This window comes from Curtobacterium sp. MCSS17_011, from assembly GCF_003224275.1.
Classification (GTDB): domain Bacteria; phylum Actinomycetota; class Actinomycetes; order Actinomycetales; family Microbacteriaceae; genus Curtobacterium.
Genome location: NZ_QKLE01000031.1, coordinates 1 through 24,315 on the forward strand (window position 1 = coordinate 1; position 24,315 = coordinate 24,315).

The 24,315-nt window shown below is 73.2% G+C and carries 24 protein-coding genes and 1 pseudogene; 13 read left to right on the top strand and 12 right to left on the bottom strand.

Annotated features, from left to right (window positions below; all coding sequences use genetic code 11):
- Positions 1-190, top strand: a pseudogene (locus DEJ17_RS15400) (Fe-S oxidoreductase); the annotation flags it as partial.
- A gap of 464 nt (positions 191-654) precedes the next feature.
- Here DEJ17_RS15400 and DEJ17_RS15405 read toward each other — a convergent pair.
- Complete coding sequence (locus DEJ17_RS15405) at positions 655-1,473, bottom strand: ABC transporter ATP-binding protein (protein ID WP_110895055.1); 819 nt, start codon at positions 1,471-1,473, stop codon at positions 655-657.
- Complete coding sequence (locus DEJ17_RS15410; RefSeq protein WP_258366844.1) at positions 1,473-2,378, bottom strand: siderophore-interacting protein; 906 nt, start codon at positions 2,376-2,378, stop codon at positions 1,473-1,475. Before DEJ17_RS15410 ends, DEJ17_RS15405 begins: the two co-directional genes overlap by 1 nt.
- A gap of 66 nt (positions 2,379-2,444) precedes the next feature.
- On the opposite strand from DEJ17_RS15410, the gene DEJ17_RS15415 reads away from it, so the two are divergent.
- The 7 genes from DEJ17_RS15415 (at position 2,445) to DEJ17_RS15445 (ending at position 10,157) form a co-directional block, all read left to right on the top strand.
- Complete coding sequence (locus DEJ17_RS15415) at positions 2,445-3,455, top strand: alpha/beta fold hydrolase (RefSeq protein WP_181421248.1); 1,011 nt, start codon at positions 2,445-2,447, stop codon at positions 3,453-3,455.
- Positions 3,452-5,005 (top strand): ABC transporter substrate-binding protein, encoded by a 1,554-nt coding sequence (locus DEJ17_RS15420; protein WP_110895058.1) that lies wholly within the window; start codon positions 3,452-3,454, stop codon positions 5,003-5,005. Before DEJ17_RS15415 ends, DEJ17_RS15420 begins: the two co-directional genes overlap by 4 nt.
- Before the next feature lie 46 nt (positions 5,006-5,051).
- The gene (locus DEJ17_RS15425) at positions 5,052-6,005 is read left to right on the top strand and encodes an ABC transporter permease (RefSeq protein WP_110895059.1); all 954 of its coding nucleotides are present in this window, start codon (positions 5,052-5,054) and stop codon (positions 6,003-6,005) included.
- Entirely contained in the window at positions 6,002-6,916 is a 915-nt protein-coding gene (locus DEJ17_RS15430; protein ID WP_110895060.1) for an ABC transporter permease, read from the top strand. The genes DEJ17_RS15425 and DEJ17_RS15430 overlap by 4 nt, the downstream gene beginning before the upstream one ends.
- Entirely contained in the window at positions 6,913-7,743 is an 831-nt protein-coding gene (locus tag DEJ17_RS15435) for an ABC transporter ATP-binding protein (protein WP_110895061.1), read from the top strand. Before DEJ17_RS15430 ends, DEJ17_RS15435 begins: the two co-directional genes overlap by 4 nt.
- Positions 7,740-8,525: an ABC transporter ATP-binding protein gene (locus tag DEJ17_RS15440; protein WP_110895062.1), complete on the top strand. Its 786-nt coding sequence runs from the start codon at positions 7,740-7,742 to the stop codon at positions 8,523-8,525. The genes DEJ17_RS15435 and DEJ17_RS15440 overlap by 4 nt, the downstream gene beginning before the upstream one ends.
- Positions 8,526-8,678: 153 nt before the next feature.
- On the top strand, positions 8,679-10,157 hold the full coding sequence (locus DEJ17_RS15445; RefSeq protein ID WP_110895063.1) for an aminotransferase class I/II-fold pyridoxal phosphate-dependent enzyme: 1,479 nt from the start codon (positions 8,679-8,681) through the stop codon (positions 10,155-10,157).
- Between the two features lie 93 nt (positions 10,158-10,250).
- On the opposite strand, the gene DEJ17_RS15450 is transcribed toward DEJ17_RS15445, so the two are convergent.
- The gene (locus DEJ17_RS15450) at positions 10,251-11,696 is read right to left on the bottom strand and encodes an amidase (RefSeq protein WP_110895064.1); all 1,446 of its coding nucleotides are present in this window, start codon (positions 11,694-11,696) and stop codon (positions 10,251-10,253) included.
- Between the two features lie 40 nt (positions 11,697-11,736).
- Here DEJ17_RS15450 and DEJ17_RS15455 point away from each other — a divergent pair, with 40 nt between their 5' ends.
- The gene (locus DEJ17_RS15455) at positions 11,737-12,036 is read left to right on the top strand and encodes a hypothetical protein (RefSeq protein WP_110895065.1); all 300 of its coding nucleotides are present in this window, start codon (positions 11,737-11,739) and stop codon (positions 12,034-12,036) included.
- 11 nt (positions 12,037-12,047) lie between these two features.
- Here DEJ17_RS15455 and DEJ17_RS15460 read toward each other — a convergent pair whose 3' ends face one another.
- A complete protein-coding gene (locus DEJ17_RS15460; protein ID WP_110895066.1) occupies positions 12,048-12,464 on the bottom strand; it encodes an HIT family protein in 417 nt (138 codons plus the stop codon).
- A 52-nt stretch (positions 12,465-12,516) separates the two neighbouring features.
- Between DEJ17_RS15460 and DEJ17_RS15465 the strand changes: the two genes are divergently transcribed.
- Positions 12,517-14,190 carry an ABC-F family ATP-binding cassette domain-containing protein gene (locus DEJ17_RS15465; RefSeq protein ID WP_110895067.1) on the top strand — a complete coding sequence of 558 codons (1,674 nt, stop codon included), beginning with the start codon at positions 12,517-12,519 and terminating at the stop codon, positions 14,188-14,190.
- A gap of 24 nt (positions 14,191-14,214) precedes the next feature.
- Positions 14,215-15,132 carry a L,D-transpeptidase gene (locus DEJ17_RS15470; RefSeq protein ID WP_110895068.1) on the top strand — a complete coding sequence of 306 codons (918 nt, stop codon included), beginning with the start codon at positions 14,215-14,217 and terminating at the stop codon, positions 15,130-15,132.
- A 7-nt stretch (positions 15,133-15,139) separates the two neighbouring features.
- Here the strand turns inward: DEJ17_RS15470 and DEJ17_RS15475 are convergent, their stop codons facing one another.
- From DEJ17_RS15475 to DEJ17_RS15485, 3 genes are read right to left on the bottom strand one after another with little or no spacing between them, the layout of a single operon-like run.
- Entirely contained in the window at positions 15,140-16,420 is a 1,281-nt protein-coding gene (locus tag DEJ17_RS15475) for a cytochrome P450 (protein ID WP_110895069.1), read from the bottom strand.
- A gap of 27 nt (positions 16,421-16,447) precedes the next feature.
- Positions 16,448-17,020, bottom strand: coding sequence for a gluconokinase (locus tag DEJ17_RS15480; protein WP_110895070.1), 573 nt, complete (start codon positions 17,018-17,020; stop codon positions 16,448-16,450).
- Positions 17,017-18,573: a GntP family permease gene (locus tag DEJ17_RS15485; RefSeq protein ID WP_110895071.1), complete on the bottom strand. Its 1,557-nt coding sequence runs from the start codon at positions 18,571-18,573 to the stop codon at positions 17,017-17,019. The genes DEJ17_RS15480 and DEJ17_RS15485 overlap by 4 nt, the downstream gene beginning before the upstream one ends.
- Positions 18,574-18,780: 207 nt before the next feature.
- Here DEJ17_RS15485 and DEJ17_RS15490 point away from each other — a divergent pair, with 207 nt between their 5' ends.
- Positions 18,781-19,479, top strand: a complete 699-nt coding sequence (locus DEJ17_RS15490; protein ID WP_181421249.1) for a FadR/GntR family transcriptional regulator — start codon at positions 18,781-18,783, stop codon at positions 19,477-19,479.
- Between the two features lie 105 nt (positions 19,480-19,584).
- Here the strand turns inward: DEJ17_RS15490 and DEJ17_RS15495 are convergent, their stop codons facing one another.
- The 5 genes from DEJ17_RS15495 to DEJ17_RS15515 form a co-directional block, all read right to left on the bottom strand.
- On the bottom strand, positions 19,585-20,190 hold the full coding sequence (locus tag DEJ17_RS15495) for a GNAT family N-acetyltransferase (RefSeq protein ID WP_110895073.1): 606 nt from the start codon (positions 20,188-20,190) through the stop codon (positions 19,585-19,587).
- 9 nt (positions 20,191-20,199) lie between these two features.
- Positions 20,200-20,883, bottom strand: coding sequence for a uracil-DNA glycosylase (locus tag DEJ17_RS15500; protein ID WP_110895074.1), 684 nt, complete (start codon positions 20,881-20,883; stop codon positions 20,200-20,202).
- A 5-nt stretch (positions 20,884-20,888) separates the two neighbouring features.
- Positions 20,889-21,608, bottom strand: a complete 720-nt coding sequence (locus DEJ17_RS15505) for a Type 1 glutamine amidotransferase-like domain-containing protein (RefSeq protein WP_110895075.1) — start codon at positions 21,606-21,608, stop codon at positions 20,889-20,891.
- Positions 21,605-22,132: a phosphoribosyltransferase gene (locus DEJ17_RS15510; protein ID WP_051596753.1), complete on the bottom strand. Its 528-nt coding sequence runs from the start codon at positions 22,130-22,132 to the stop codon at positions 21,605-21,607. Before DEJ17_RS15510 ends, DEJ17_RS15505 begins: the two co-directional genes overlap by 4 nt.
- Before the next feature lie 93 nt (positions 22,133-22,225).
- Positions 22,226-22,999, bottom strand: coding sequence for an SDR family oxidoreductase (locus DEJ17_RS15515; RefSeq protein ID WP_110895087.1), 774 nt, complete (start codon positions 22,997-22,999; stop codon positions 22,226-22,228).
- 123 nt (positions 23,000-23,122) lie between these two features.
- Between DEJ17_RS15515 and DEJ17_RS15520 the strand changes: the two genes are divergently transcribed.
- Entirely contained in the window at positions 23,123-24,211 is a 1,089-nt protein-coding gene (locus tag DEJ17_RS15520; RefSeq protein WP_110895076.1) for an acyltransferase family protein, read from the top strand.
- Positions 24,212-24,315 lie beyond the last annotated feature (104 nt).

The window sequence follows — 24,315 nt, forward strand, 5'->3', positions numbered from 1 at the left end:
CTGCGTCGGGTCGGTGTACCTGACCCGCGACAACGACGGCCCGGGGGTGCTCCGGCACGAGCGGGTGCACGTCGAGCAGTGGCGCCGGTACGGCATGCTCATGCCGCTGCTGTACGCCGTCGCCGGGCGGGATCCCCTGCGGAACCGCTTCGAGGTCGAGGCGGGCCTGGAGGACGGCGGCTACCGCTGACGGGAGCCGATGTGCTTCGGTCGCAGGACACGCCGAGCGCGCATCGCGAGGTCGCGGGCCGGGGCCGCCCGCTCGCCCGCCGGTCGCAACACCCCGCCGAGCGCGCGGCGAGCGGTCGCAGACCGTCGCCTGCGGCGCCACCAGCCGACGGTTCGTGACCGCTCGATGCCCGGCCCATGACGTGTTGTGACCGCTCGGCGTCGGGCCGGCCAGGCGACGAAACGCGACCAGTCGACGGCCTGGAGGCGCGTGGCGGCGCCGCCCCGGGCCTCCAGGCCGCCGGGCCCCACCCCCGCTGCACCCGCCCGCCGGTCGCAACACCCCGCCGAGCGCGCAGCGAGCGGTCGCAGACCGTCGCCTGCGGCGCCGCCAGCCGACGGTTCGTGACCGCCCGACGCCCGGCCAATGACGTGTCGTGACCGCTCGGCGGCAGCGGCGGCGGCAGCGCCAGCCCCGCAAGCGCGTCAGGCCGCGCGCCGCCGGGGCACCACGAGGGGCGTGCCGGTCTCGGGGTCGGGGACGACGACGCACGGCAGGCCGAAGACGTCCTCGACGAGGTCCGCGGTCAGCACCGAGGACGGCTCCCCCGCCGCGACGATCGCCCCGTCGCGCATCGCGATGACGTGGGTGGCGTAGCGCGCAGCCTGGTTCAGGTCGTGCAGCACGGCGACGACCGTGCGACCGGCGGCGTGCAGCGTCGAGGCCAGTTCGAGCACGTCGTACTGGTGGGCGATGTCGAGGAACGTGGTGGGTTCGTCGAGCAGCACGATGTCGGTCTGCTGCGCGAGCACCATCGCGATCCACACCCGCTGCCGCTGCCCGCCGGAGAGCTCGTCGACACTGCGGTCGGCGAGTGACACGGTCTCGGTCTGCTCGAGTGCGGCCTGCACGGCCTGCCGGTCGGATCCGGACGAGGGGTGCAGCAGGTCCTGGTGCGGGAACCGGCCCCGGGACACCAGGTCGCGCACAGTGATGCCGTCGGGGGCGATCGGGGTCTGCGGGAGCATCCCGACCCGCCGGGCGACGGCCTTCGGGCGGTACGAGTCGATCGGTGCCCCGTCGAGGAACACCGTGCCGGCTCGCGGCTTCAGGGTGCGGGCGAAGGACTTCAGCAGCGTCGACTTGCCGCAGGCGTTCGGCCCGACGATGACCGTCAGCTCGCCGTCGGGGATGTCGACGTCGAGCGTGTCCACCACGACCCGGTCGTCGTAGGCCAGGGTCAGCCCGCGCGCCCCCAGCGCGGTGGTCGGGACCGGACCGAGCGCGGTGCCCGCGGCCGACATCAGTGCTCGGCCTTGCCGTGCCGCCAGTACCCCATGAACGCGACCTGCTTGCGGTCGATGCCGACGCCGCGCACCAGGTGGCGGCGGAGTTCCTTGACGCAGCCGGCCTCACCAGCAATCCAGGCGTACACGGGGCGCTCGTCGACCGGGGAGGGGACGTCCCACAGCACCTGCTCGTCGACATCGACGTCGGTGAGCTCGGCGGCCGGCTCGCACGCGGCGGCGGCGGGCGACGGCGCGACGGTGAAGGCCCAGGCGTGCACCTGGTCGGTCATCCGGAGCCCGTGGGTAGCGCCGTTGCGGGCGATCCAGCGGACCTCGACCCCGGCGGGTGCGGTGACCGGCAGCCGGTCGGCGTCGGTGGGCACCTCGATGAAGACGTGGCCGACGGTCGAGACGTCGAGGGCTTCGAGGATGGCGCAGATGGCCGGTGCGGCGGTCTCGTCCCCGGCGAGCAGGATCCGGTTCGCGTGCCCGGGAGCGAACTCGGCGGCCCCGGTCGGCAGGTCCTCCGGCGACTCGGGCACGCGGGGCCCGACGATGCGCAGCTCGTCACCGACGCGACAGGCCGACACCCAGCGCGACGCCGGCCCGGTGTCACCGTGCGCGACGAAGTCGATGTCGAGCTCGCGGGCATCCGGGCGGAACGAGCGGACCGTGTAGGTGCGGAGCGGGTTGCGGGCGTCGTCGGGCAGCGCGCGCCAGGCGGCGTACCAGTCCTCGTCCTCCGGCAGTTCGGAGAAGCCGATGCCGGGCAGGGGCAGCACGATCTTGATCCGCTGGTCGAGACCGACCGAGGAGAAGTCGGCGAGCGCGTCGCCCGTCAGCGTGACCCGGACGAAGTTCGGGGTGAGCGACGTGACGGCGGCCACGCGGACGGAGAAGACGCGATACCGGGTTGCCACGGAACCGAGTATGGCATGCCTTACCTAACGTCTCCAGGCCCTCGGAACGGTGCGAGGATCGTCCCCGTGTCCGAAGCCCCCGACGACGAATTCGCCGACCTGCCCGCCCTCGCCCTCGCGAGCGGCGTCCCTGAGCCGCTCCGCGCCTCCAGGCAGGTGGTCCGCACCACGGACGGACAGGAGATCTCCGCGATCCGGTGGGGCGACGACGGCCAGGAGGCCCGGATCACCTACCTGCACGGGCTCGGCATCGACGCCCACAGCTTCGACACCACGGCACTCGCCGTGGGCGAGCCGGCGGTCGCCCTCGACCTGCCCGGCCACGGCCGGTCGTCGTGGCGTGAGGACGCGGACTACGCGGCGGCCGCGACGGCGCCGAGCGTGCTCGCGGCGCTCGACGCGCTCGCGGTGCCGCCGGGGATCGTCGTCGGGCACTCGCTCGGTGCCATCCTGTCCGCTCGACTCGCAGCCACCGCTCCGGAGCGGGTCACCGGACTCGTGCTCGTCGACATGTCGCCGGACTTCGCGCAGCGTGCGGTCGACCGGATCGCCCGCGCGCTCGAGGCCGAGGAGCCGTTCGAGTCCCTCGAGCAGGTCGTCGACCGGGCGATCGAGGCGCGGGTCGGCGACGACCGGCAGGTGCTGCTGCGGGAGGCCCGGCACACGACTGCCCTCGGTGCGGACGGACGACTCGTGCGCCGCCACCACTTCCCGCACCTGCCCGCCGGGCGGACGTCGTCGGTGGGGCGCTTCGCCGACGCGTGGCCGGACCTCGAGGCACTGCGCGTGCCGATCCTGCTCGTCCGGGGTGACCGCGGGTACGTCTCCCCGAAGCTGCACGCCGGGTTCGCCGAACGCCTGCCGGAAGCCGAGATCGTGACGGTGACCTCGCGGCACGCGGTGCAGAACCAGGCGCCCCTCGAACTGGCTTCGGCGATCCGGGCATGGGCGGAGCGGCACGGATTGTTGCACCGGATCGAAGAACCGTCGCCGGACGGCACCAGCCGCCGGTACCCTCGTGCGAGCGCGAGGCCCGATCCCAGCCCTCGCGCCCGGAAGGAACCCACAACCCCATGAGTCCGCTCCTGCCCCGTCGCACCGCGCGCACCTCGCGCCCCTCGCGCATCGGGCGCGCTGCCCTCGCCGCCACCGCGGTCGCCGTCGTCGCAGCGCTCGCGCTGACCGGCTGCTCCGGCTCGTCCGACACCACCGGGGGCAAGGACGCCACGGTGCGCGTCGGGCTGGTGCTCGAGCCGACGAGTCTCGACATCCGCACCCAGTCCGGGGCCGCGCTCGACCAGGTACTCATCGACAACGTGTACCAGGGGCTCGTCGGCCGGACCGCCGACGGAGACATCCGCGACGTGCTGGCGTCCTCGCACCAGGTCTCGGACGACGGGCTGACCTACACGTTCACGCTGCGGGACGGCACGACGTTCCAGGACGGCAAGCCGGTCACCGCGGCCGACGTCGTGTGGTCGCTCGAGCAGGTCAAGTCGAACGACTCGTACGTCGACTCCGCCAAGCTCGCGGGCGTCACGTCGATCACCTCGCCGTCCGAGGACTCCGTCGTGCTGCAGCTGGCGAAGCCGGACTCCGACCTGCTCTGGAACCTCACCGGTCGCTCGGGCCTGGTACTCGAGAAGGCCGCGGACAACGACCTCTCCGACAGCGCCAACGGCACCGGTCCGTTCGAGGTCGTGAGCTGGAAGCAGGGCGACTCGCTCACCTTCGACCGCAACGAGGACTACTGGGGCACGAAGGCGAAGGTCGCGAAGATCGTCTTCCGGTACATCACGGACCCGTCGACCGCCGTCAACGCGATGGCGAACGGTGACCTCGACGTCCTGAACCCCGTCGACGGCACGCTGGAGAGCCAGCTGCAGGGCAACGCCGACATCGCGCTGCACAGCGGCAAGACGACCGACAAGTACACGCTGGCGTTCAACAACCGCAAGGAACCCTTCACCGACGAGCGCGTGCGCCGGGCGATCCGGCAGGCGATCGACGCGAAGGCGCTCATCAAGGCGATCGGCGGCACGGGCGTGGAGCAGGGCGGCCCGATCCCGGAGCTCGACCCCGGCTACGAGGACCTGACCGACATCGACGCGTACGACCCCGCGAACGCGAAGAAGCTCCTCGCCGCCGCCGGGCAGCAGGACCTGAAGCTGACGCTCACCTACGCGAACATCTACCCGACCACGATCGGCGACGTGCTGAAGTCGCAGCTCGCCGACGTCGGGATCACCCTGACGGTCAAGCGTGTCGACTTCGCCACCTGGCTGTCCTCGGTGTTCCAGGCACCGAAGTCCGGCGAGCGGGACTTCGACCTGTCGATGGTCGACCACGTCGAGGCCCGCGACTTCGGCAACTGGGCGAACCCGGACTACTACTTCGGCTACGACAACCCGAAGGTGCAGGCGCTCTACGCCCAGTCGATCGCGGCGACCGACGAGGCCACGAAGACCGAGGCACTCCGGAAGGCGGCACGCATCGTCAGCGAGGACGCGGCCGGCGAGTGGCTCTACACGGCGACCGAGATCACCGCGGTGCGCTCCGGCGTGACGGGCTTCCCGGTCGACGGCGGCAACTCGCGCCTCGACCTGGCGAAGCTCGCGGTCAAGTGACCCGGAGCGGCCGCGGCGGGGTGTCCGCCCCCGTAGCATCGGTGTCGTGACCCGGTTCCTCATCGGGCGGGTGCTCCTGCTCGTCGTCGGCCTGCTCGTGGCGAGCGTCATCATCTTCGCCACGCTCCGCGTGCTGCCCGGTGACGTCGCCCAGGTCGTCGCCGGCACGCAGTCGACCCCGGCGCAGGTGGAACAGCTCCGGCAGCAGCTCGGACTCGACCGGCCCGTCGTGGTGCAGTACCTCGACTGGATCGGCGGGGTGTTCCGCGGTGACCTCGGCCGCTCCCTGGTGACGAACGGTGCCGTCGCACCGGAGATCGCGCAGAAGCTCGCGATCACCCTGCCGCTCGCCGCGATGTCCCTGGCGACCGCCCTGGTGATCGGCGTCCCGCTCGGGGTGGTCGCCGCGGTGCTCCGTCGCCGCCCCGGCGGTGCGGTGATCGGGTTCGCGGCGCAGGCCGTCGCCGCCGTGCCCGTCGTGTGGGCGGGCATGCTCCTGGTCGCCCTGTTCGCGGTGACGCTGCACTGGCTGCCGACGCAGGGCTTCCCGCTCGACGGCTGGTCGGAGCCCGGGCGGGCGTTCGCGTCACTCGTGCTACCCGCGTTGACGATCGGCGCCGTCGAGGGCGCGGTGATCCTCCGGTTCACCCGCTCCGCCACACTGTCCGTCCTCGATGCCGACCACCTGCGCACCGCCGCCGCGATCGGCCTCACCCGGACCCAGGCGTTGCTCCGCCACGGCCTGCCGAGCGTCGCCCTCACCGTGCTCGCCGTGCTCGGGGTGCAGATCGCCGGGCTCCTCGTCGGGGCCGTCGTCGTCGAGCAGCTGTTCTCGCTGCCCGGGGTCGGCCGGATGCTCGTCACCGACGTCGGCCGCCGCGACATCACGAAGGTGCAGTCGGAACTGCTCGTGCTCACGGGGCTCGTGCTGCTCGTCGGGTTCGCCGTCGACGTCGTGCACCGCACCCTCGACCCCCGACAGCGCGAGGTGCAGGGATGATCCGCCGTCTCGTCGCACGCCCGACCGGGGTCTTCGCCGTCGTCGTGCTCGGCCTGCTGCTCGTGCTCGCCGCCGTGTCGCTCGTCTGGACGCCGCAGGACCCGTTCCGCGCGGACCCGTTCCACCAGTGGGAGGGTCCGAGCGCCGTGCACTGGTTCGGCACCGACGCCGCCGGACGCGACATCGCCAGCTACCTGCTCGCCGGCACCCGCACCACCGTGCTCGTCGCCGTCGGCTCCGGCGTGATCGCGAGCGTCGTCGGGATCGTCCTCACGGCGATCGGTTCGCTCACCGCCCGCTGGGTGCGCGAGGGCACCGCGGTCCTGCTCGACATCCTGGTGGCGTTCCCGACCCTGCTCACCGCGATGCTGCTGACGGCGGTGTTCGGCGGGTCGCTCGGCGTCGTGGTCGTCAGCGTCGGGCTGTCCTTCGGCGTGACGATCGCCCGCGTGGCCCGTGGCGAGATCCGGCGGATCGCCCGGAGCGACTACGTGACCGCGGCCCGGGCGTCCGGCGTCGGCGGTGCCGGGGTGCTCTTCCGTCACCTGGTGCCGAACGCGGCGCCGCTGTTCACCGTGCAGCTGTCGCTCGCGATGGCCACGGCGGTGCTCGCCGAGGCCGGGCTGTCCTACCTGGGCTACGGGGCCGGATCGGACACCGCGTCCTGGGGCAGCCTGCTGTCCGACCTGCAGACCTACATCGGGGTCCACCCCTGGAGTGCGACCTGGCCGGGAGCCGCCATCGCCCTCGTCGTCGCGGCGCTGTCGTTGCTCGGCGACGCGGTGCGTGACGCCTCCGACCCGCGGCTGACGACGAGCGATCGCACGACGACCGACGGCACGACGACCGACGGCACGACGACCGACCGGAGCGCCGACCCGGCGACGACCACGCCGGGGGTGACCGCATGACCGACCAGGCAGCCGGCACCGCCCACGCAGCCGGCACCCCGCACGCCACCGCAGCCTCCGGGCTCGACGTGCGAGGGCTGTCGGTCCGCATCACGGGGCGGACGATCCTCGACGACGTCACCTTCACCGTGCCTCCCGGCCAGCGCGTCGGCGTGATCGGCGCGAGCGGATCCGGCAAGTCGATGACCTCGCTCGCCCTGATGGGGCTGGAGCCCACCGGCGCCGTCGTGACCGGCAGCATCCGCCTGGACGGCACCGAACTCGTCGGCCTGCCCGACCGCGAGCGCGCGCGACACCGCGGCGCGGGCATCGCGATGGTGTTCCAGGAGCCGGGCACAGCGCTCGACCCGCTGCGACGGGTCGGCGCGCAGATCGCGGAGCCGCTCCGGCTGCACCGCGGGCTCGACCGGCGTGCGGCCCGCGCGGCAGCCGTCGACCTGGCGGCGTCCGTGGGCCTGCCCGACCCGGAGTCGCTGCTGCGGCAGTACCCGCACCAGCTGTCCGGCGGGCAGCGGCAGCGGATCTGCATCGCGATGGCGATGGCCGGCGAGCCGTCGTACCTGGTCGCCGACGAACCGACCACGGCGCTCGACGTCACCACCGAAGCCCGCATCCTCGACCTGTTCGAGCACCTGCCGGCGGGCATGGTGTTCGTCACCCACGACCTCGCCGTGCTCGCCCGCATCGCCGACACCGCGGTCGTCCTCGACGCCGGCCGGGTCGTCGAGCAGGGCCGCGTTGCGGACCTGCTCGCCGCACCGCAGCACCCCGCCACCGCCGCGCTCGTCGACGCCGCCCGCGCCACCGCCAGGAGGACCGCACCGTGACCCTCCCCGTCCTCGAGGCCTCCGGGCTGCACCGCACCTACCGACTCCCCCGCCGCGGCCCGTTCGAGCCTGGCCCGGTCCGCACCGCCGTCGACGGTGTCGACCTGACGGTCGCCCCCGGCGCACGGCTCGGCATCGTCGGCGAATCGGGGTCCGGCAAGTCCACGCTGGTCCGGTTGCTCGCCGGCCTGGAGGCTCCTTCCGCCGGCACCGTCGCCGCCTCCGGTCGTCCGGTGGTCGCGTCCCGGTCCGCGCGTGCGCTGCGCTGGTTCCGTCGCGAGACCGGGGTGGTGTTCCAGGACCCGTACGCGTCCCTCGACCCGCGGATGCGCGTCGGGGCGATCGTCGCCGAGCCGCTGCGGGCGCTGCAGGTCCCGGGATCGCACGACGACCTGGTCCGTGCCGTACTGGAGCGCGTCGACCTGCCCGCCGACACCGTCGAGCGGTACCCGCACGAGTTCTCCGGCGGGCAGCGACAGCGGATCGCGATCGCCCGGGCCGTGGTGCACTCGCCCCGGATCCTGTTCGGTGACGAGCCGATGAGTGCCCTCGACGTGGTCGTCCGTGCCCGGGTGATCGAGCTGTTCCGGTCGCTCGCCGACGACCTCGGGCTGACGCTCGTGCTGGTGTCCCATGACATCGGCGTCGTGCAGCGGCTGTGCGACACCGTCGCGGTGATGTCCGAGGGCCGGATCGTCGAGCACGGCCCGGTGTCGTTGCTCGACGCTCCGCAGCACCCCGTGACGCGGGCGTTGGTGGCGGCGGCGCCGACGCTGCCGTAGAACGGCCGGCGCGGCCCGGGGCGAACGTGGGGGTGCCGACGCGGAGCGACACCGTCGACGTCGTACGACGACGACTCCGTCGCACCTCCCGCCGGCGCCCACCGTGTCCGGCGTCTGAGCCGACGGTGCACGCCGCCCGGGTAGACGGGGTCCATGAGCGGCGACCTCGACCAGACCCAGGCACCCTTCCTCGACGCGCTCCGGGACTACCACGCCCGAGACCGCTACGGCTTCTCGCCGCCGGGCCACCGGCAGGGCCGCGGCGTCGACGCCGACACCCTGGCCGTGCTCGGCAAGGACCCGTTCCGCGCCGACGTGCTCGCCAGCGGCGGACTCGACGACCGGAGGTCCTCGAACGGGTACCTGACCACCGCGGAGTCCCTGATGGCGGAGGCCGTCGGTGCCGACACTGTCTTCTTCTCGACGTGCGGGAGCTCCCTGTCGGTGAAGGCGGCGATGCTCGCGGTCGCCGGCGTCGAGGGCGGGATCCTGGTCAGCCGTGACGCGCACAAGTCGGTCACCGCCGGCCTGGTCTTCTCCGGGCTGCAGCCGTACTGGGTGGAGCCGCGACTCGACCGTGACCAGGGGATCTCCCACCCGCCGTCGCCCGCCGACTACGCCGCCGTGTGGGACGAGCACCCGGACGCCGCCGCCGCTCTCGTGGTCAGCCCGACCCCGTACGGCACCTGCGCGGACATCGCCGGCATCGCGGCGGTGTGCCACGAGCGCGGCAAGCCCCTCATCGTCGACGAGGCCTGGGGTGCGCACCTGCCCTTCTCCGAGCAGCTGCCCTCGTGGGCGATGGACGCCGGCGCCGACGTCTGCGTGACGAGCGTGCACAAGATGGGCCTCGGCTTCGAGCAGGGGTCCGTGCTGCACCTCCGTGGCGACCTCGTCGACCACGACCACCTGTGGGCCTGCGCGGACATGCTCATGACGACGAGCCCGAACGTGCTCGTCTACGCGGGCATGGACGGCTGGCGTCGGCACATGATGCGCGACGGCGCCGGGCTGATCGCGCAGACCATCGCGCTCGCCGAGCAGACCCGGCAGCGCATCGAGGCGATCGACGGCATCCACGTCCTGCACGACGAGCTGCTCGGGGCGGAGGCATCGCACCAGCTCGACCCGATGCGCATGCTGCTCGACGTCGAAGCGCTCGGGATCACCGGGTACCAGGCGCACGACTGGGTCCGCGAACACCACCGGCTCGACCTCGGGCTCTCCGATCACCGGCACCTCGGCATCGACGTGTCGCTGGCCGACGACGACTTCACCACCGACCGGCTCGTGCACGCCCTGCGGTCGCTCGCCGTGGCGGCACCGGACCTGCCGCAGACGCCGCCGGTCCGCATCCCGGAACCGTCGGGCCTGCTGCTCGAGTCGGTGATGACGCCCCGCGACGCCTTCTTCGGCGCGGTCGAGCTCGTGCCCGCCGACCAGGCAGCGGGGCGGATCGCGGCCGAGCAGGCGACCCCGTACCCGCCCGGGATCCCGGCGTACGTGCCCGGAGAGCGGCTGACGGCCGAGGTGATCGACTACCTGCGCAGCGGGCTCGACGCCGGGATGGTCATGCCGGACCCCACCGACGGGAGCCTCGGCGTGATCCGGGTGGTGCAGGAGACGAGCTGAGCGGGCGCACGACCGCTGCGACGATCCACACGTCGTTCGACTGGTGATCTGTCGGAGAACACGTGTCCGTGAGACCCGGTCCCGGGCGTGGCGTCAGGCGGTCCAGGCAGCCGGGTGCCGCCGCTGCCAGCGCAACCGGCGCTCGAGCTGCGCGCCGATCGCGAGCAGGACCCGCTCGCCTCCGGGGCGTCCGATCAGCTGCACGCCCATCGGCAGCCCACCACCGTCGGGGTGGTCGTCGTCGGTCACGCCGACCGGCAGGGTGATCGCGGGGAGCCCGGACACGTTCGCCATCGACGTCCACGGCGAGTAGGCGCACTGGCGGCGGAAGTCCTCGTCCGGGTCGTCGCCGTACCAGCCGAGGGGCCGCGGCGTCATCGCGAGGGTCGGCGTGAGCACCGCGTCGAACCGGTCGAACGCGCCGATGAGCGTCGTCGAGAAGGTGTCGAGCGTCGCCATCGCGTCGAGGACCTGCGTGCCGGACAGTGCCCGTCCGCGGGCCACGAGCCACGCCACGAGCGGGGTCAGCGACGACAGGTCGATGCCGGGCACCTGCGGCAGGCGCGCAGCCGAGCTCTCCCACGCCACCCGGAACGCGTCGGCGTACGGCACCCGGGGCATCCGGACGTCCTCGACGCCGTGCCCGACCTCGCCGAGCACCCGCACGGCGGTCTCCACGGCGGCCCGGGCCGCGGGGTCGACGACCACGTCGACGGTGTCGTCCCACGGCGAGCCGTCGAGCACCCCGACGACGAACCGGCCCTCGCCGCGGACGGCGGCCGCGGTGAACGGCCCCTCGCCGACGTCGGGGGTGACGAGCGCGTAGGGCGACGGCTCCGGCAGCCCGGTCGGCGCGACCAGCGCGTCGAGGAGCATGCCGGCGTCCGCGACGGACCGGGTGAGCGGCCCGGCCACGGACAGGCCGCCGACGCCGGAGCGGCCGGGCATCGACGGCACGCGGCCGCGGCTCGGCTTCAGCCCGACGAGCCCGGTCGCCGCGGCGGGGATCCGCACCGATCCTCCGCCGTCCGAACCGACCGCGGCGGGCACGAGTCCGGCCGCGACGGCGACGGCCGCACCGCTCGACGACCCGCCCGGCGCGCGCGTGGTGTCGTAGGGGTTCCGCGTCACGCCGAGCCGGGTCTCGGACGACGAGGACATGCCGAACTCCGGTGACGCGGTCTTGCCGAGACTGACGGTGCCGGCCGCGTCGAGCGCGGCGACGAGCGGGTGGTCGGCCGACGCGGGCCGCTCCGGCAGGCTCGCGGTGCCGTTCCGCGTGGGGACCCCGGCGCGGTCGTACAGGTCCTTGTCGGCGGACGGGAGGCCCCACAACGGTCTCGACGTCGGCACCAGGTGGCCGAGGCGATCGGCTCGGGCCCGGGCAGCGTCCGCGGTGACCGTCACGAAGGCGCCGAGTCCGGCGTCCAGACGTTCCACGCGGGACAGGTAGTGCTCGCTGACCTCGAGGGCGGTCGCCTCGCCCCGGCGGATCCAGTCCCAGATTTCCTGTGCGGAGAGGTGGTGGAGTTCGAACACGGTTCCGAGCCTAGGCGGCGGTGGCCCGTATCCTTCGACGGTGGACACCACTCTTCCCTCCGGCACGACGAAGCGACGGATCGAACTCCGGCTCGTCCGACCCCTGTTCGCCTGGTTCGCCCGGCCGACCGTCACCGTCGACGGGGTGGGACACCCGGCGCAGTGGGGCACCGGCACGTGGGCGGTGCCGGACGACGGCGACACGGTGATCGGCGTGTACCTGTTCAACCGAGCGTGGCGGTTCGGGGCGGCATCGGTGCCGGTCGGCGGCGCGACGGCGCTGGACTACCGGGGTGGGCTGCTGCCGGTCGGTGCGGGTCGGCTGGTGCCGCGGGGCTGAGGGTCTGGTCCCTACTCGAACATCTCGGCGAGGAGCGCGTGCGGGTCACCGTCGACCACGTGCGCCGATCGTCGCTCCGGCCAGTGCGTCGTGGCGTCGTCCGGCCAGCACGGCACGACGTGGAGGTGCAGGTGCGGCACGCTCTGACCGGCGTCCGCGCCCGATGCCTGCAGCACGACGGTCCCGGTCGCGCCGAGCGCCCCCTTCATCGCACGGGCGACACGCTGCGCCAGGGCCGTGGTGGCGGCGAGCGCCGTGGGTCCTGCACTGAGCAGGTCGGCGGTGTGCTCGACCGGCACGACCAGGGTGTGGCCGGGAGCGAGTGCCGAGTCGGGCAGGGGTGCGAAGGCGACGGCGTGCTCCTCACGTTCGACCCACGTCGCGGGTTCGTCACCGGCGATCACGGCACAGAAGACGCAGGAGTCCATCGGCCCAGTCTGCTGCACGTGGGGTGCCGCTCCCGCGTGGGACGATGGGCGCATGACCGCCACGCTCGTCGCCAAGGGCCTGTCCGGCGGGTACGCCGCTCGCACGCTGTTCGACTCCCTCGACCTGACGGTGGCGCCCGGTGACGTGATCGGGGTCGTCGGCGTGAACGGTGCCGGCAAGTCCACGCTGCTCCGGCTGCTGGCCGGGGTCGACGAGCCGCTGGCCGGCACGGTCTCCCTGGCCCCGACGGACGCGTTCGTGGGGTGGCTCCCCCAGGAGCACGAGCGCATCGCGGGCGAGACCGTCGCGGCGTACCTCGGGCGGCGGACCGGCTGCACCGAGGCGACCGTGACCATGGACGCAGCGGCGGCAGCGCTCGGGGACCCCGACGCCGGTGACGCAGCGGCCGACCGGTACTCGGTGGCGCTCGACCGCTGGCTCGCCGCGGGTGCCGCGGACCTGGAGGACCGGATCCCGGCGGTGCTCGCCGACCTCGGCCTCGAACCCGGCACCGGCGACTCCGGTGCCGAGGGCGTCGGCCCGGACTCCCTGATGACCGCGCTGTCCGGTGGGCAGGTCGCCCGCGTCGGGCTCGCCGCGCTGCTGCTCTCGCGGTTCGACATCGTCCTGCTCGACGAACCCACCAACGACCTCGACCTGGACGGCCTCGACCGGCTCGAGGCGTTCGTGCGCGGGCTGCGCGGCGGGGTGGTGCTCGTCAGCCACGACCGCGAGTTCCTGGCGCGCTCGGTGACCTCGGTGCTCGAGCTCGACCTGGCGCAGTCGTCGAACCGGCTGTTCGGCGGCGGGTACGACTCGTTCCTCGAGGAGCGCGAGATCGCCCGGCAGCACAAGCGGGACGCGTACGAGGAGTTCGCGTCGACGAAGGCCGACCTGGTCTCGCGGGCACGGACGCAACGCGAGTGGTCGAGCCAGGGTGTCCGGAACGCCATGAAGAAGAGCCCGGACAACGACAAGATCCGCCGCCGTGCCGCCTCGGAGTCGAGTGAGAAGCAGGCGCAGAAGGTCCGGCAGATGGAGTCCCGCATCGCCCGGCTCGACGAGGTCGAGGAGCCGCGCAAGGAGTGGCAGCTCGAGTTCACGATCGGCAGCGCACCCCGCTCGTCGGCCGTCGTGGCGACGCTGTCCGACGCCACGTTCACCCAGGGCGACTTCACACTCGGCCCGGTCTCGCTGCAGGTCGACGGCGGTGACCGCATCGGCATCACCGGTCCGAACGGCGCCGGCAAGTCCACGCTGCTGCGGGCGCTGCTCGGCAAGCAGACGCCGACGACGGGCACGGCCTCGCTCGGCTCGAGCGTGGCGGTCGGCGAGGTCGACCAGGCGCGTGCGGCGTTCACCGGTGACCAGCCACTGGCGGCGGCGTTCGAGGCGATCGTGCCCGAGTACACCACCGCCGAGGTCCGGACGCTGCTCGCGAAGTTCGGGCTGAAGGCGGACCACGTCGGCCGACCGGCCTCGGCGCTCTCCCCCGGCGAGCGCACCCGGGCCGGACTTGCGCTGCTGCAGGCCCGCGGGGTGAACGTGCTCGTGCTCGACGAACCGACCAACCACCTGGACCTCACTGCGATCGAACAGCTCGAGCAGGCGCTGGAGTCCTACGACGGGACCCTGCTGCTCGTCACGCACGACCGGCGCATGCTGGAGACCGTCCGACTCGACCGGCAGTGGCGGGTCGAGGGCGGCACCGTCACCGAACGCTGACGGATCGACCGAGGGGGACGCACCATGCGACGCAACACCTGGATCGCGACGACCGCCGGGGTGGTGGTGCTCGCCGTCGCCGCCGTCGTGGTCGGGGTGGCCGTCGGGTCGCCGGAACCGGAGCCGACCCGCGCGGCCCGGGCGACGACGACACCGACCCCGAGCGCCACGCCGGAACCGAAGCCGACGCTCGCGTCCGTCCCCACCCCACCGTCCGACGCGACCCTGGCTGCGCTGCCGTTGGCGTTCCACGACGCCGTCGTGCCGCAGTTGCTCGACGGCGGGGACGTCGAGCCCGAGGACACCTGGCAGATCGCGACCCCGCGCACACCGCTCGTCGCCCTGTACGCGAGCCCGTCGAGCCGCGCCCGGCCGGTGGCGGCCCTGTCCCACCTGGTGTCGACGATCAACCGGCCCGCGGCGACCGCGGTGTGGGGTCGCTCCCCCGGCCGGGACGGCGGGATGCTCCTGGTGTCGACTCCGTCCCGCAACCGCACCCCCGGTGACGGCGGCGACCCGGACGCGCCGAGTGCGACGTTCGCCTGGGCCCGGGCGGCCGACTTCACCGTGACGCGGACCGACCGGATGATCCGGGTCGACGTCGCCGCCAGCACGGTGTCCGTCGTCACCCGCAAGGGCACGGTCACCGCCACCGAGGCCGCCCGGCTCGGCACCCCGGAGGACCCCACTCCGACCGACACCGCCACCTACGTCGAGGCGGCGTACGTCGACACCCGCGTCGCGTACACGCAGGGCAACCCGATCATCCTGACCGGGGCGCACTCGTCCCGGATCCCGTCGTACGGCGGCAACGCCGCGCTGACCGCGCTGCACTACTACCCGGACCCGACCGGCAGCTCGCACGGCTGCGTCCGGATCTCGGCGGAGATGACCCGCACCCTGGCGGCGCTGCCCGTCGGCACCCCGATCCGGTTCAGCTGAGACCGGGTCAGTGGAAGGGGCAGCGGCCCCGGACCTCGCCGCCGGACGCCGGCTTCGTCGGCAGCCGCCGGCGGTCCACCTGCAGTCCGTCGTCGAGGATGGTCACCCGCGGGTCGCTCAACACCGAGACGGCAGCAGCGAGAGCCGCGATCGCGACCTTCTCGCCGGGGCACCGGTGCCCCGTGGCGACGTCGGCACCGCCGTGCGGGACGAAGGTCGTGATCGCCTCGTAGTCGTCCACCCCGAGGAAGCGCGACGGGTCGAAGTCGCCGGCGCGGTCCCACGAGTGCTCGTCGGTGTCGGTTCCGGTGATGTCGAGCACCACGCGGCCGCCGGCGGGCAGGTGCTCGCCGTCGAGCTCGACGTCGGTGGTGGCCCAGGCGGGCAGCATCGGCACGAACGGCGCGGTCCGCCGGATCTCCTGTGCGAAGGCGACGGCGAGCGCGCCGTCGACGCGCGGCCCGTCAGCGGTGTCGGCCGCCGCGCTCTCGGCGGCGATCCGTGCCCGCCACTCCGGCCGGTCGTGCAGCTCCTTCGCCGCGAACGCCACGAACCGGGCCACCGCGATGGCCGGCCGGATGCTGTTCTGCAGCTCGATACCGGCCAGCCGCGCCGGCAGCAGCGCCCCTGAGGCGTCCCGGTGCCACGCCCACTCGTGCAGGGCGGTGTGCGGCTCGGGGGTCAACCGGCCACCGCGCACGGCCTCGACCAGCCGCCGGGCGTGCCGGTCCGACCAGTGCCGGTTCAGGACGGCCTGCAGGTACTCCGGTGAGTACGGCACCCCGAAGCCGTCGACGACCTGCGCGAGCCGCGCCGCCCACCGGGTCTTCGCGGCCGGCGTTCCCGGCAGCCCGGCCCACCGCATGACCGCACGGCCGATCGCACCGACCGCAGCGTCGTACGCCGAACGGGTGCCGCCGGCGAGCCACGCGTCGCGTTCGGTCGCCCACTCCCGGGCCAGCAGGGGCGCGAGCCGCCGGACCTGCTCGTCCTCGTACGCGACGTCGACGAAGGTGGCCTTGCGGTGGTGGTGCTCCGCCCCGTCGAGGCTGTGCACCGACCCGACGCCGAACAGGGTCCGCTGCACGATCGCCGGCATCGCGCCGTGGCGTGCCGTGCGGTCGCCGTCGTAGAACAGCCCGACGCCCTCGGCGCCACGCACGAGCAGCGCCGGCCGTCCGAGCAGTCGGAAGCCCACGGCCCGCGCCCCCGGACGGGTCCGGCGCCACAGGTGGGCACCGAACCCGTAGCCGCGGGTCAGGAGCGAGAGGGAGTCGTCGAGCGCCATGCGGCCATGCTGCCGAGCGCCGCCCGATCAGGCTCTCGGGATCCGGACCAGTCCGAGCCGCGCCACGACCTCGGCACTCTCCTCTTCGGGAGTGCGGTCGGCGGCGATCGTCACGTGGGCCTCGTCGGGCTGCGGCGGCTCGAGCGTGGCGAGCTGCGACTGCAGCAGCGACGTCGGCATGAAGTGCCCGGAACGCTCGGACATCCGCTCCTCGATGAGCGCGCCGTCACCGGCCACGTGCACGAACACCACCCCGGGGGCCCGCAGCACGTCGCGGTACGAGCGCTTCAGGGCCGAGCAGGTCACCACGCCGTTCGTGCCGGCGTCCAGGTGTCCGCGGATCCAGCCGGCGACGACGTCGAGCCACGGCCAGCGGTCCTCGTCGGTGAGCGGGGTGCCGGCGTGCATCTTGTCGACGTTCGCCGGTGGGTGCATCGCGTCGCCCTCGGCGAACTCCCACCCGACCTGCTCCGCCACCATCGCGGCGACGGTCGACTTGCCGGACCCGGAGACCCCCATCACCACCAGGACACGGGCGTCCAGCCCGGTGTCGGCCGCGCCGGCAGCAGCGGCCGCACCGAGGTCTGCTGCGCCGCTCATCGGATGAACACCCCGGCGAGCAGGACCCCGAGCAGACCGAACACCGAGATGAGGCACTCGAGCACCGTCCACGTCTTGAACGTCTGCCCCACCGTGGTGCCGAGGTACCCCTTGACCAGCCAGAACCCGGCGTCGTTGACGTGCGACAGGAACACCGAGCCGGCTCCGATCGCGAGCACGAGCAGCGACGTCATCGGCGTCGACAGGTCGGCGGCGATCGGCGCCATGATGCCGGCGGCGGTCACGGTGGCGACCGTGGCCGACCCGGTCGCCACGCGGACCAGGGCCGAGACGACCCAGGCGACGAGCAGCACCGAGACGCCGGAGTCCTTGACGGCGTCGGCGATCACGCCACCGATCCCGGTGTCGATGAGCACCTGCTTGAACCCACCACCGGCACCGACGATGAGCAGCACCCCGGCGATCGGGGGCAGCGCGCTCTCGAGCGACTTCGACACCGCCGAGCGGTCCATCCCGCCGCCGATCGCGAAGAAGACCATCGCGTAGACGGCCGCGATGCCGATGGCGATCATCGGCGAACCGAGGAAGTCGAGCAGGCTCACCCACGAGCCGGCGGCGTCGGGGGCGGTGGCCTCACGGATCGCCCGGGCGAGCATGAGCACGACCGGCAGCAGGATGCCGATCAGGGCGACGGTGAACGACGGGCTGCGCGGCTCGCTGATGACGCGCGTGAAGTCGCTCTTGCCGTTGGGCAGGGACGCGGTGTCCTGCGTGGCGGGGCCGCGCCGGGCCTCCCGACCGGGGTGTGCCGGGTCGTCGGCGAAGGCGGCGGACCCGGAACCCGATCCGGAACCCGGGCCGGCGGTGGCGACCGCCCCGCGCGACCCGAACATATCGGGAACGGGGATGTCGACCCAGCGGGCCGCGAACCGGGCGAAGAGCGGCCCGGCCAGGATGATCACCGGGATCGCCAGCACGATGCCGAAGGCGAGCGTGGTGCCGAGGTTCGCGCCGACGGTGGAGATCGCGACGAGCGGGCCGGGGTGCGGCGGGACGAACGCGTGCATCGTCGACAGGCCGACCAGGGCGGGGACGGCGATCTTCATGATCGGCACCTCGCTCCGCTTGGCGACCAGCACGATGATGGGGATGAGCAGGACGAGGCCGACCTCGAAGAACATCGGCAGCCCGATGAGCGCCCCGATCAGGGCCATCGTCCACGGCAGCGCCGCCTTCGACGACTTCCGCACCAGGGTGTCCACGACACGGTCCGCTGCGCCCGAGTCGACGAGCATCTTGCCGAACATCGCCCCCAGCCCGACCAGGATGCCGACGCTCGTCATGGTCGCGCCGAAGCCGTCGCCGAAGCTCGTGACCGCCTTGTCCGGCGCGAGGCCTGCGCCGATCCCGACGCCGAGCGCGCCGATCGTGAGCGCGATGAACGGGTGCACCTTGAGCCAGGTGATGAGCGCGATGATCACCACGATGCCGACGAGCGCCGCGATGACCAGCTGCGGGATGGAACCGGACGGGTCGACCGTCTCGGTGGTGCCACCCGCGGCGAGCAGGTGGTCCGGGAGAGCGTGAGGCATCAGCGCCCCTTCCTGGAGTCGCTGCTGCGCGGCTCCGTCGCCTTCGTGTCGAGGGTGGACTGGCGCGACGAACGCCGACCCTCAATAATCTGATTAATCAGACTATACGACGTCGTCCCGCGCGCCAACCGCCCGTCCCCGGAGTCTGCCGCTTCGATGGGACCGGCGTCACGGCGACCGCGTGACCCGTACTGCACGGAGGAAACGATGCCCACCGCACGCGGACTGCACGCCCACGTGCTCGACGCCCTGGGCCAGCGGATCGTCGACGGCGACCTGGCCACGGGTGCCGTCGTCCGACCCGAACTGGTGGCCGACGAGTTCGGGGTGTCCCGCTCGGTCGTCCGCGAGGCCCTGCGCGTCCTGCAGTCCCTCGGCCTGGTCGAGCCCCGGCAGCGGGTCGGCACGCTCGTGCGCGACATCACCGCGTGGGAGTTGCTCGCCCCCACCGTGATCCGGTGGCGCGGCGGATCACCGGCGTACTTCGTGCAGCAGCGGGAACTCGTCGAACTCCGACTCGGCGTCGAACCGGTCGCGGCGTCCCTGACTGCCGGCTCCGAGGGCGCGGACGCCGTGCTCGCAGCCGCCGAGGACATGCTCGACGCCTGCGGACGCGAGGACAGCCGCGCCTACCTGGAGGCCGACGTCCGGTTCCACCGTGCCCTGCTCACCGGGTCGGGGAACGCCGTGTTCGCGCACTTCGCCGGCACGGTCGAGGCCCTCCTGCGCACCCGCACGTCGGAGTCGCGCGACCCCATCACGGGCTGGACGCGCGAGGCGGCGCTCCGGCACGAGGCCGTCGGGCGCGCAGCGGTCGACGGTGACGCGGACGCAGCGGCGGCGGCGGCCACCGCGCTGCTCCGCGTGACGCGCGACGAGTTCATCACCGAGGCCCCGGCGGGCTGACGCGACCGGACGACGGCCTGGAGGCGCGTGCCGGGGCCGTTACGGGCCTCCCGTCCGCCCTGCCCACGTTCCCGTGCGTGACACGCGTCGACCGCGTCGGTCCTGTCAGCGTCGTCGCGCGAACAGCCGCGGGCCGCGCAGGCGCAGCCGCATCGTCACCGTGCCGAGCCAGCGGTCGTACTTGTAGCCGACCTTGCCCATCCGGCCCACTTCCTCGAAGCCGAGCCGCTCGTGCAGTCGGATCGACGCCTCGGCCTGGCGGTCCGCGATGACCGCGACGACCTCGCGCACGCCGGCCGAACGGCACTCGTCGAGCAGCGCCTCCATCAGCGCTCGTCCCAGCCCCTTGCCGCCGGACGCGGCACCGAGGTAGATCGAGTCCTCGACCACGTGGTTCGAGCGGTCCCGCGGGTTCCACGCGTCGACCAGGGCGTACCCGAGGATCTGCCCGGCAGGGTTCTCCGCCACCAGGAACGGCAGGCGGCGCTTCCGGATGTCGTCGTAGCGCTTCTTCCACGCGGCGTACGTGAACGCCGTCGGGTCGAAGGTCACCGACGAGTTGCGGACGTAGTGCGTGTGGATCTCGCGCACGTGCGGCAGGTCCCCCACCTCGGCCGCACGGATGCGGTACTCGAAGGCCGTCTCGGTCGCCGCCGGGGCACGCAGGTGTCGCGGCAGGACCCGCCGTCGCTGGTATTCCTCCTCGAGCACGTGCCGAGCCTACTGAGCGGGCAGCGTCCAGTCGACGGGCGGAGCGCCCTGCGACTCGAGGAGCGCGTTCACCTGCGAGAACGGGCGACTGCCGAAGAACCCGCGCGACGCGCTCAGCGGGCTCGGGTGGGCCGACGCGACGATCGGGGTGTCGCCGAGGAGCGGTCGCACCGAACCGGCCTGGGCGCCCCAGAGCACGGCGACGAGCGGGGTGCCACGGGCGACCAGGGCGCGGACGGCCTGGTCGGTCACCGCCTCCCAGCCCTTGCCGCGGTGGCTGCCGGCCTCGCCCGCCTGCACGGTGAGCACCCGGTTGAGCAGCAGGACGCCCTGGTCGGACCACGCACGCAGGTCGCCGTGCGGCGGGGGCGTCACCCCGAGGTCGTCGGCGAGCTCGCGGTAGATGTTCGCCAGGCTCCGCGGCACCGGGCGGACGGCCGGGTCGACCGCGAACGACAGGCCGATCGGGTGGCCGGGCGTCGGGTACGGGTCCTGCCCGACGACCAGCACCTTGACGGCGTCGAACGGGGTCGTGAACGCGCGCAGCACGTCACCGCCGGCGGGCAGGTAGTGGCGGCCGGCCGCGGTCTCGTCGCGGAGCCACGCGCCGATCCGGTGCACGTCGGGTTCGACGGGTGCGAGCGCCGACGACCAGCCGGGGTCGACCAGGTCGGCGAGCGGCCGCGGTTCCACGTCGGCTACGCGCCCATGGTGGCGACGGCCACCGACTCCTCGCCGGCCATCACACGCCAGACGCTGCCGGTCCCGCGGACCTCGAGCGCGCCCTCTCCGACGACGAGCGTGGTGTCCTCGTCGATCGCGAGTCCGGCGGTGACGAACTCGGCCTCGGCGCTGGCGATGAGCCGCGCGAGCGTGCCGGCCTGCACCGCGTGCACGTCGATGGTCAGGTCGACCAGGCCGAGTCCCTCGCGGAGCTCGACCTCGTCCAGCCCCTCGGACGCCGCTTCGGGGCAGATCTCGACGCCGCCGATGCGCCAGCCGCCCACCAGGGCACGGTCGGCGGCGATCATCGCACCGGCCGAGTAGCCGAGGTAGGGCAGACCGTCGGAGACGAGCAGCCGGAGCTGGTCGACGAGCGGGGCGATCGCCGCCAGGTAGTCGGGGGTGACACCGCCACCGACGACCAGGGCGTCGACGTCGCTCAGGACGGTGGTGTCGAAGACCTGACCGGCTGCGACCTCGGTGACGAGCACCTCGGCCGTGCGCGGGCCGCCGAGGACCTCGGCGATGTCGGCGGTCGACGACGGGCTGCCGCCGTCCGGGGCCGCCACGGAGAGCAGGGCGATGCGCGGGGTGCTCCGGCCGACCGCTGCCGAACGGGCGGTGGCCTCGGCGAGGAACGGGGCTGCGGCGTCCGAGGCGGCGAACAGACCGCCGCCGACCAGGTGGATGCTCACGACTCGGCCGTCACGGGGGCGAGGGCGCTCCACGGGAACGTGATCCAGCCGTCGACCCGGCGCCACACGTGGTCGGGCTCGAGCACGGTACCGGGCTTCGAGTACAGGCAGGCGCTCCGGACGTCGGCACCGGCGTTCCGGATGATGTCCACCACCAGGCGCAGGGTGCGGCCGGAGTCGGACACGTCGTCGACGACGAGGACCCGCTTGCCCGCCAGGCTCGGGGCGTCGAGGGCGGGGGCGAGCACGACCGGTTCCTCCAGCCGCTGCTCGACGTCGGTGTAGAACTCGACGTTGATCGAGCCGCACTCCTTCGTGCCGAGCGCGTAGGCCACGGCACCGGCGATGATCAGTCCGCCACGGGCGACGGCGACGACGACCTCGGGCTCGAAGCCGCTGGACAGGACGTCCTTGGCGAGCAGGCGCGCGGCGTCACCGAACTCCAGCCAGCCGAGTACCTCGGGCCCGCTCGTCACGGTCACGGTGGACGGAGCCGCGGGCTCGGGTTCGCTGCTGATCGGCATCCGACCACGGTACCGGCAGGGAGCCCGCGCCCGCGACCCGCGCCCGCCGCCCGGGCGCTGCGCGGGTCCGGGCACGGTCCGGGCGCGGTCCGCTCAGCGGGGCGTCAGCGGGCCGCGCGCCAGCTTGTGCTGCGCCGACTGCGCCACCGGCCGGATCGTCACGAGGTCGAGGTTCACGTGGGCCGGCAGCTCCACCGCGTGCACGATCGCCTCGGCGACGTCGTCGGCCACGAGCGGCTCCGGCACGTCGTCGTACACCGCGGCCGCCTTCTGCTCGTCGCCGCGGAACCGGGTGAGCGCGAACTCGTCGGTCTTCACCATGCCGGGCGCGATCTCGACGACGCGGATCGGCTCCCCGTTCAGCTCGAGCCGGAGTGCGCCGACCAGGGCGTGCTCGGCGAACTTCGCGGCGTTGTAGCCGCCACCGTTCTCGTACGCGACGAACCCGGCGGTGCTGGTCACCGTGACGATGTCCGCTCCCCCGGACGCGCGAGCCCGGTCGCGCAGGTGCGGCAGCAGCGCGGAGACGACACGCTTCGTGCCGATCACGTTGACCTCGAACATGGCGCGCCAGTCGTCGACGTCGGACTCCTCGACGCTCGCCGAACCGAAGGCCCCACCGGCGTTGTTCACGAGCACGTCGGCGCCGCCGAGGTCCGCGACCCGCGCGGCGAGCGCCGCCACGTCGTCGGCGTCCGTGATGTCGGCGACCAGGGTGTCCGCCCCGGTCTCCGCGGCGAGCGCCTCGAGCTTCGCGGCGCGGCGGGCCACGGCGAGCACGTCCCAGCCCCGCGACCGGAACAGCCGGACGGTGGCCGCCCCGATGCCCGAGCTCGCTCCGGTGACGACTGCGCGCCGTGCTGCCATGTGATCTGCCTCCTGCGTCGGTGACCGGGTCGCGTGGTGGCCCGGTCCCTCCACCGTACCGAGCGGGACGGTTCCGGCACCGTACCGGGCCGTCCAGATCACGATCCGGTAACGTGACCGGCGATGACGACGGATGCCGCCCCTCCCGCCCCCTCGGCCCCGGCGACGCAGCTCGAGCCCGGTCGAGCCCCGCGCCGTATCCCGATGTGGGACACCGCGCGGTTCGTCGCGGTCACGCTCGTGGTCATCGGCCACGCGATCCAGCGGCAGACGCCGGCGAGCGAGCACGCCCTGGCGCTCTACACGTTCATCTACGCGTTCCACATGCCCGCGTTCGGCGTGATCAGCGGCTACTTCTCGTCGGCCGACACCCCGACGGCGAAGCGGATGCGCCGGACGATCACGGACATCGTCGTGCCGTACATCATCATGCAGACGATCTGGACCGTGGTGCAGGGCATCGTCGAGGGTGGCAAGGACTTCAACCCGACGAAGCCGACGTGGACCCTGTGGTTCCTGCTGGCCCTGGGCATCTTCAAGCTGATCCTGCCGTACCTGGCGCAGCTGCGGTGGCCGTTGTTCTGGGCGGTCGTGTTCAGCATCGGCGTCGGCTACTTCGACAACGTCGACTCGACGCTCTCGCTGTCCCGCGCGATCAGCCTGCTGCCGTTCTTCCTGCTCGGCTGGCAGGTCAAGCAGTGGGGCGTCTTCGACCGCTGGTACGAGGCGTCCCGTCGCGCAGTCGTCCGGGTGCGGATCGCCGCCGTCGTGGTGTTCGCCGCGTGGGCGGTGTCCTGCGCGGTCTGGATCCCGCAGTTCAAGGAGTTCGACCTGCACCACTGGTTCTTCTACGACGACTCCTACTCGGGGCTCGGCGAGGACGCCTGGTGGGCGGGTGCGGTGCGCTTCGGCCTGATGCTGCTCGCGACCCTGCTGACGGCGTCGTTCCTGGTGCTCATCCCCCGTCGGAACATCTGGATCACCCAGTTCGGCGCGGCGACGATGTACGTCTACCTGCTCCACACGTTCGTGCTCTACCCGATCCGGGAGTCCGGTGTCCTGGCCGGCGAGCACTCGGCCTGGCCGTTCGTGCTCCTCATGGTCGTGATCGCGTGTGTCGTCAGTCTGTTCCTGGCGCAGCCCTTCGTGCGGCGCGGGATGCGGTGGCTGCTCGAGCCGAAGGTCGACTGGCTGTTCCGCCGCGACGCGTGACATCTCCGCGCAAGCAGTCGTCCCCGCTGCGCTCAGTCGGCAGCGCGCGACGTCGCGGCAGGCCGCGACCGATCCCCGTGGTCGCCGCCGTCAGCCCCGGGCAC